This is a genomic window from Corynebacterium vitaeruminis, assembly GCF_001054325.1.
Taxonomy (GTDB): domain Bacteria; phylum Actinomycetota; class Actinomycetes; order Mycobacteriales; family Mycobacteriaceae; genus Corynebacterium; species Corynebacterium vitaeruminis_A.
In genome coordinates this window covers 1-7,018 of the sequence record NZ_JVVM01000007.1, presented here as the reverse complement: position 1 = coordinate 7,018, position 7,018 = coordinate 1, and the positions used below count along the sequence as shown (strand labels likewise).

Sequence of the window (7,018 nt, the reverse complement as noted above, 5' to 3'; positions counted from 1 at the left end):
GTCGTGGTGCTCATCCCGTGTGGGGTGGGTGCCACGGCCCCTTTTTTTTTTACACCCAACAGTAAACGGCATTCACTCTTCTTGTGGTGCTTGTACTTATGGCGGCTCAAGAATGTCTGAGTTAGCCTTTCTCAAGTAGTTCTACGAATCTGAAACAGCTCTGTGGCAGACTGTCTCTATGGTTAATCAGACTCCTAATTCCGATGTCGTTAATCTCTCCTCTTCAGAGGAAGAGCCACAGGATAACTTCACCCCTGTTACTACTGAAGAAGGTAAGCTGCAGCAGCTTATTGAATGGCTCGAGGAGCATGTGTCGGCCTATTCATATCTCAGTGAGGTCGTTCCTCTGGAAGGCTCTGACGAAGACATTAGGAAGGCCCGTGACTCCGTTAATGATCGCGGTGCGCGTATGCCCGACGCCATCATTCATGGCTCGATGATGGTCTTGGGGGCAGCCGTTAACCATTCCTCGCCATATCTAGCGTATGCCGATGGCAAGGTTGAGGTAACCGATACAACGGTGGGGGAAAGCTATAAAATTCCGGTGAGAATTTTTACCCCGCATGATCCAACCGGCGCCGTGGTCGTCGCCGCCCACGGCGGCGGCTTCTGGATGGGTGACGGTGTTCTACGTGAGAATGCTTTCGGTCCCAACATGGCTGCATTAGCAGCCCGCTCAGGCTCAATCGTCGTGGATGTGGATTACCGGCTCGCTCCAGAACACAAGGTATCGGTTGCAGTTGAAGACATTTCAACGGTAGTCGCTGCAGTCGCAGATGACTCTTTGCAACTGCAGCAGTTGGGTGCAAAGCCGATTAGTGAGCAGAACCCGGTAGTTCTTTATGGTGTTTCGTCAGGTGGCCACAATGTCGTTTCGTCAGTGGACCAGATTGATCAGGACATACCGGTTTCACTGTTACTCGTTGCTCCGGCCCTAGATCTGCGGGGCGCTGCAGCAGTGTGGTTGCAGGCTTTCTTCGGTACCACCGATGATTCGGCGAAAGAAGTGTCACCGGCAGCACATAAGCCGTCGCGAAGCATGCGTGTGCACGTGCAATCGGCTTCTCGTGATACCGTCGTTCGTCCAGCGACCGAGTATCTGAAAACGGTCGAGGAAGCGGGCGGAAAGGTCTCTCAGACGGAGTTTTTGGCTACTCACCAGATTGCGGTTCCAAAGGTCCAGCGAGAACAGATTACGGACGCGGCACGTTTCATTCTCGAGGTCACTCACACGTCACGTGAGCTGCCGGAGGATCCGGCAGGCGAATATGACAAGGACGCGATTGACCGCCAGAACGAGGAGTCTTGGGGGCGGGGTTAGCCCGGCCTATTCTGGTAGCGCGCTCGTCTTGGGGTGGAAGCCAGGCAAAGGCGGCGTGCCAAGTGGCAGCGCCAGTGAAGTTAAACCGGCGCGTGAAGAATCAGCGCGCCATAGTTACTTCAATTAGTCTAGTCCAGCTAGTTCAGCGGCAGGAGGTCGCGCCTTGTCGCCTGTACTTCCTCCACCCGGTCGATCCTGCGCTCGAGAAGGTTCCAATCATTGGCCGGAATATTGCGCTGTGCTTGGGCGATAACTGACTTATCTGGAGTGGACCACGCCAGGGGCACCGGGGTGATTTCATCGTAGAACTCGGTGCGACTCTTGTGCGTGCCGGCCACAGCGACAGCTGGCACCTTTGCGCCCACGCGACGGGGCACGCCGGAAATCGCGGTGACAGTACGCGTCGCCAGGGCGGGGGCGGGATCTCCGACGGAGGGGTCCTTACGCATGTCCACCAAGGTCATCAACACCATCGTTCGCTCATCAACGCGCGCAATCATGGCCGGGACCAGCGGGGACTCGTCGTAAAGCTCTTGCGGATCCTTGATTGCGCGTCGCACCTGGAAGGTGACACCGACGTAGAGAGCCGCGAGGATGAAAAGGAAGATAGCGCTACCGAATACGAGTGGTGTGCGGTCGAAAATCACAAGAACCAGCACAGCGCCTACGAGCAGCAGAGCAGAGAAGATGCCGGAGGAGATGAGTAGCCGGCGGGCGTCGCGGTAGTACTCGTTATTAGCGTTTGTGTGCTCGCGGTTGACGGGAAAGTGAAAGTTCATGGAAGTCCTTTAGCTGTCCAGTTTTCTAGGATTCTGAGCCAGCGGTGGAGTCACCGGGCAGGGCGGGACCGAGGTACTCATCTGCGTCGACGATTCGGTAGGCGTAGCCCTGTTCCGCCAGGAAACGCTGGCGGTGAGCTGCATATTCAGTATCGAGCGTATCGCGAGTCACCACCGAGTAAAAGACGGCGCCACCGCCATCGGACTTTGGGCGCAGGAGACGCCCCAGACGCTGCGCCTCCTCCTGGCGGGAACCGAAGGTGCCGGAAATTTGCACGGCGACAGAGGCCTCGGGAAGGTCAATGGAGAAGTTCGCAACCTTGGAGACGACCAGCGTGCTGATCTCGCCGCGCCGGAACTTCCCAAACAGCTCCTCGCGTTTGGCGTTGGATGTCTTTCCCTCGATGACGTCGACACCGAGCTCTTCGCCGATTTCTTCGAGCTGATCCAGGTAGGCACCAATCACCAGAGCGGGCTCGCCTTCGTGCCGGGCAAGGATTTGCTTGACGACGGGAATCTTCGTCGGCGTCGTTGCGGCCAGGCGATACCTATCGGAGGCCTCAGCCGTGGCGTAGAGCATGCGCTCGGACTCGGTCGGGGTCACGCGGACCTCAACACAGTCAGCCGGTGCAATCCAGCCCTGAGCTTCGATGTCCTTCCATGGGGCGTCGTAGCGCTTCGGACCAATCAAACTGAAGACGTCGCCCTCGCGGCCATCTTCGCGCACCAGGGTGGCGGTGAGGCCCAGTCGACGGCGCGACTGCAGATCCGCACTCATTCGGAACACTGGGGCAGGCAGGAGGTGGACCTCGTCGTAGATGATGAGGCCCCAGTCGCGGGAGTCGAAGAGCTCGAGGGCGCGGTATTCTCCCTTCGTCTTGCGTGTGACCACTTGGTAGGTCGCAATGGTGATGGGGCGAATCTCCTTCTTTTCGCCGGAGTATTCGCCGATTTCGTCCTCGGTCAGCGAGGTGCGGCGCAGCAGTTCGTCGCGCCATTGCCTGCCCGCAACAGTGTTGGTGACCAGAATCAAAGTGGTGCGCTGCGCGTCCACCATGGCTGCCGCACCAACGATTGTCTTGCCTGCGCCACAGGGCAGCACCACCACGCCGGAGCCACCCTCGCGGAAGGAATCGGCCGCCATGCGCTGGTAGTCGCGCAGCTCCCAGGTGTCGTGGCCACCAGTGCCCTGATCCTGCCAGGCGATGGCGTGTGCCTCGCCGTCGATGTAGCCGGCGGTGTCATTGGCCGGCCAGCCGACCTTCAGCAGCTCCTGTTTGATACGGCCTCGCTCGGAGGGGTGCACGGTCCAGGTGTCGGCATCGATTTGCTCGCCGAGCATCGGACGAATCTTTTTGTGCTTGGTCACCTCGGCCAGTACCGCGGGGTCGTGTGAGACCAGAATCAAGCCGTGAGCTGGATGCTTGGTCAGGCTCAGGCGGCCGTAGCGGTCCATGGTCTCAGCGACGTCGATAAGCAGCGGCTGTGGGACGGGGAACTTGGAATAGCGCTCGAGGACATCGACCACCTGCTCCGCGTCGTGACCGGCGGCGCGCGCATTCCACAGTGCCAGCGGAGTGATGCGGTAGGTGTGCACGTGTTCAGGAGCGCGTTCGAGCTCTGCGAACGGTGCCAGCGCAGCACGTGCCGCATCCGCCTCCGGATTATCGACTTCCAGCAGCACCGTCTTATCCGATTGGACAATCAGTGGACCGGTACCGAAACCCATGTTCTCCTCGCCTCACAGACATTCGACCAAAAATAAGCTAAAGGTCAATTCTGCCACGATTACGCAGGAGATGCTCCACCGGCTTGAATCGCTTTGAATAGCAGCATAGGTTTTGCATCGCTTTACGACGGTCCCCGCATCCCGCAACCTAGTCGACAGGATGTACCTCGGTAATGCGATGCAGCAGGAAGCGCAGCACTTGGCTGGTGGCTGGGTCGATGGCATCGACCTGCCCACCGGAGACGGTGACTGGGCGCACGCGCTTGCGGCCGGGTTTGCCGTTGCGGTCGACGTAGCTTAGATACAGGTCGTCGCCGTGGCGGGCCGCGCGCTGCAGAAGCTTGAATGCTTCGGTACCGGAGGCGTAGTCGCTCGTGTGATCGGTGCTGGCGGTGTTGGCGCCGACACCGGCGGTGGCTCTCGAGCCCGCGGCCGAACCAGAGCCCCCAGCAGTACCGCCACCGGCTCTAGTGCCACTGGAATTACTGGCGTGCTCAGCAGCGCGGTTGCCGTCGGCTATGGCCGTCAATGCCTGACTGATCCGTTCCGGCTCGGGCATCGTGGTGTGTGCAGTGGGCACCGGAGCTGGTGCCTCAATGCGGCAGGGAGAGCGACCGAGATCCAACACTAGGCCCTCTGCATCTTCGGCGATGATGGAGAAGCCCGCATTTCTGGCGGTCTCAATCACCTGCGCAAGCGGAGCCTGGCTAATCAGCACCGTTTCGGCAATCTTCCGCAGGGCCAGGCGTTGGCCAGCCTGATGACTCTGGAATGAAGCCAACAGGGCCGGATCATCACAGCGGATAAACGACGCTGCGGGGCCACCGCGGAGACGACCGTGGCGGCGGGTGACGTCGTCAAGCAGATAGGTAATGGACTGCGGCACCTCGCCGACGGCGTAGCGCGAGAGAAACTCTGAGATATCGGCGGCGTTGATACCGGCGTCGAGGGCATCGCGAAGGCTGTCTTCGGTCACTCGGTAGACGCTGGCGAGGCCGGGCGATTCCAGCTGCGCAATCGAACTGAGCATGCGCTCCATTTCCGGGGATGCGGGGCCCGGTACGACGATGGTGTTATCCGCCTGCACCATCAAGTACGAGGCGTTCGGCGGCAAGAGGTTGTTACAGGCGGCACGCAGGTTGTCGAAGGCCTCGGCAGTGCCGGATTCGATGAGTGCGACCATGGCTTTGCCGACTTCGCTAAGGCCAACGGAAATCGTCTCCACCCCCGGGTCCCGAACGACGATGCCGAGGGCGACCAGCTCCTCGACCACGCCACTGAGCACCTCGTCCGTACACCGCGCATTGGTGATGGGGTAGTAATAGGCGGCGCATTCACGCAGGTCAGTCAGGGCGACGACATCGTTGTCGCTTGCCGACGACGCCACCTGCGCACAGCAGGCCAGCACCATTTCCCGGATTGACGGTACTCCGGAGAGCCGAGTATGAGGTGAGAGCAGAGCAATGCGCTTGCCTTCCTCATTGAGCTGGTCGACTCGCCAGGGTGCTGCGTCGCTGGTGCGAGTGCCGACCGTCAAGCTCACCCACCGATCAACCAGGTCGGCGTCGAGGAAGCCGTCGGCTGCGAGTGTGGGCGCGAAATAGTCACCACCGGTGTCGTGCAGCGGCAGCGGATGCGGAGTGCCGATATGAACCAGACCGGCTGCACTGAGGTTAGCCACGCTGCGAGCCAGCTCTGAGATATCGACCCCGAGTTCCTCGATGAGATTACGAGTCTCCCGCACCCCAATGACGCCGTTTTTCAAGGTCGGCGCGGGGTCAGTTCCCAGCAGCTCCAGCAGGTCAGTCGCCTGCCGCAAAGTTTCCCAGGCGGTGGCGGCAGCGCGGTCGTTACCGCTGACAAGCGCATGGGTAGCGGGGGGTTCGGGGCGCAGAGGGACGTCGTCGTCGGCAAGCCCGACTCCACGCATAAGCGCGCGGACGGTGGCGGGCAGGCGGACGGTACCCTCGTCGATGCGTTCGAGCAGGCCGACATTGATGAGCGCCGGGACCGGCAGCGAGGGGTCAGCATCCGGATGGGCGTCCTTTGTGACGCCGAGACCTCCGGCGTTGGCGAGGGTGTCTAGGAGACGCTGTTGCCTGTCGGTGACCTCAGTGAGCGCCGCGCGTAGCTGGCTGCGGCTGGGGCCATCGGGGTTGGGCAGAAGATACCAGCCGGGTGGTAACGAGGAGGCGACCTCATCGCTGAGGCAGAAGTAGTCCTGCCAGGGCAGAGGCTTCTTGCGGGTGGACTTGCCGGTGAAGGTGCCGCGCGGTCCTGGGCCGTTGCCCCAGATGAGGCCGTGCTCGCGCAGGGTGTCGAGGCTTGTCCGAATATGTGTGGCCGTAGGCCGCTGATCGGCGGGAACCTCTGCTCGGGAAAGCAGGTCGAGGATGTAGTCGATGAGTGCGTCCGCAGTGACGGGTTCGGCATCAGCGCCGAGGTCCGCGGCGGCCTCAATACAGGCGAGCTCCAGTGCGGGCAGTTTGGTCAGCGCGCGGGAGACAGAAGCGCGGAGCTGGAGCCTTGCCGCTAGCACCTGGGAAGACTTCGGCGGCGGTGACAGCGCATCGGGGCGATTGCTGAGGATAGTGCCCACAAATTGGTCTGGTTGACTTGCCAGCCAGTCGGAGAAGAGTGCAAAGGGGGTGGTGCTAGTCATGACAATCCCCACTTTAGTGAGATTTAAGGAGGGAAGAAGGTGACTGGGGAGAAAATTTTTGGGATAATCTCAGCATGGCTAACGTTGCAAAGAAATCCTATGTCGATCCCGGCTGGCCGAAGGACCTCGAACCTGGTCAGCACGCTGTTACTGAATTGATTGCTCACCACGCTGGTGCAGATTCGCCTTTCGGCGACATTGAGTTCCCGGTTGATCCGGAGACCCTGGGTTACGTGCACCCGACCACGGTGATTAACAAGTAACGATTTAGATTCTGAGCAGAGCTGTATCTGCTAAAGACCCGTGGCCGTGACTGGTTATTCAGTCACGGCTGCGGGTTTTCATATCGGTGGCCTCGGGGGGGGCTTGAATAGGGGCTGGACCTTATTCAAGCCCGTTTTTCCGGTCAATCCACCGGAATGGCCCCATGGGTGTGGGCTGCAAATGTGAAACTGTGTGAGTTTATGACACTTTCAAGCGGTAGGTTCAGGCGGTGAATGCATCACCACTTTCGACCAGGAGAAGTA

5 protein-coding genes are annotated in these 7,018 nt (G+C 60.3%); 2 read left to right on the top strand and 3 right to left on the bottom strand.

Annotated features, from left to right (window positions below):
• Positions 1 to 178 precede the first annotated feature (178 nt).
• Positions 179 to 1,321 (top strand): alpha/beta hydrolase, encoded by a 1,143-nt coding sequence (locus ADA16_RS02015; RefSeq protein ID WP_048758686.1) that lies wholly within the window; start codon positions 179 to 181, stop codon positions 1,319 to 1,321.
• 137 nt (positions 1,322 to 1,458) lie between these two features.
• Here the strand turns inward: ADA16_RS02015 and ADA16_RS02010 are convergent, their stop codons facing one another.
• The 3 genes from ADA16_RS02010 to ADA16_RS02000 form a co-directional block, all read right to left on the bottom strand.
• Complete coding sequence (locus ADA16_RS02010; RefSeq protein WP_048758685.1) at positions 1,459 to 2,100, bottom strand: DUF3239 domain-containing protein; 642 nt, start codon at positions 2,098 to 2,100, stop codon at positions 1,459 to 1,461.
• 25 nt (positions 2,101 to 2,125) lie between these two features.
• Positions 2,126 to 3,829, bottom strand: coding sequence for a DNA repair helicase XPB (locus ADA16_RS02005; protein WP_048758683.1), 1,704 nt, complete (start codon positions 3,827 to 3,829; stop codon positions 2,126 to 2,128).
• 148 nt (positions 3,830 to 3,977) lie between these two features.
• Positions 3,978 to 6,491 carry a helicase-associated domain-containing protein gene (locus tag ADA16_RS02000; RefSeq protein WP_048758682.1) on the bottom strand — a complete coding sequence of 838 codons (2,514 nt, stop codon included), beginning with the start codon at positions 6,489 to 6,491 and terminating at the stop codon, positions 3,978 to 3,980.
• A gap of 74 nt (positions 6,492 to 6,565) precedes the next feature.
• On the opposite strand from ADA16_RS02000, the gene ADA16_RS01995 reads away from it, so the two are divergent.
• Positions 6,566 to 6,754, top strand: coding sequence for a hypothetical protein (locus ADA16_RS01995; protein WP_016423317.1), 189 nt, complete (start codon positions 6,566 to 6,568; stop codon positions 6,752 to 6,754).
• Positions 6,755 to 7,018: the final 264 nt, after the last annotated feature.

Excerpts from the sequence above, each read along its gene's own strand:
- ADA16_RS02015 (WP_048758686.1), top strand. The coding sequence starts at position 179 with ATGGTTAATCAGACTCCTAATTCCGATGTCGTTAATCTCTCCTCTTCA.
- ADA16_RS02010 (WP_048758685.1), bottom strand. The coding sequence starts at position 2,100 with ATGAACTTTCACTTTCCCGTCAACCGCGAGCACACAAACGCTAATAAC.
- ADA16_RS02005 (WP_048758683.1), bottom strand. The coding sequence starts at position 3,829 with ATGGGTTTCGGTACCGGTCCACTGATTGTCCAATCGGATAAGACGGTG.
- ADA16_RS02000 (WP_048758682.1), bottom strand. The coding sequence starts at position 6,491 with ATGACTAGCACCACCCCCTTTGCACTCTTCTCCGACTGGCTGGCAAGT.
- ADA16_RS01995 (WP_016423317.1), top strand. The coding sequence starts at position 6,566 with ATGGCTAACGTTGCAAAGAAATCCTATGTCGATCCCGGCTGGCCGAAG.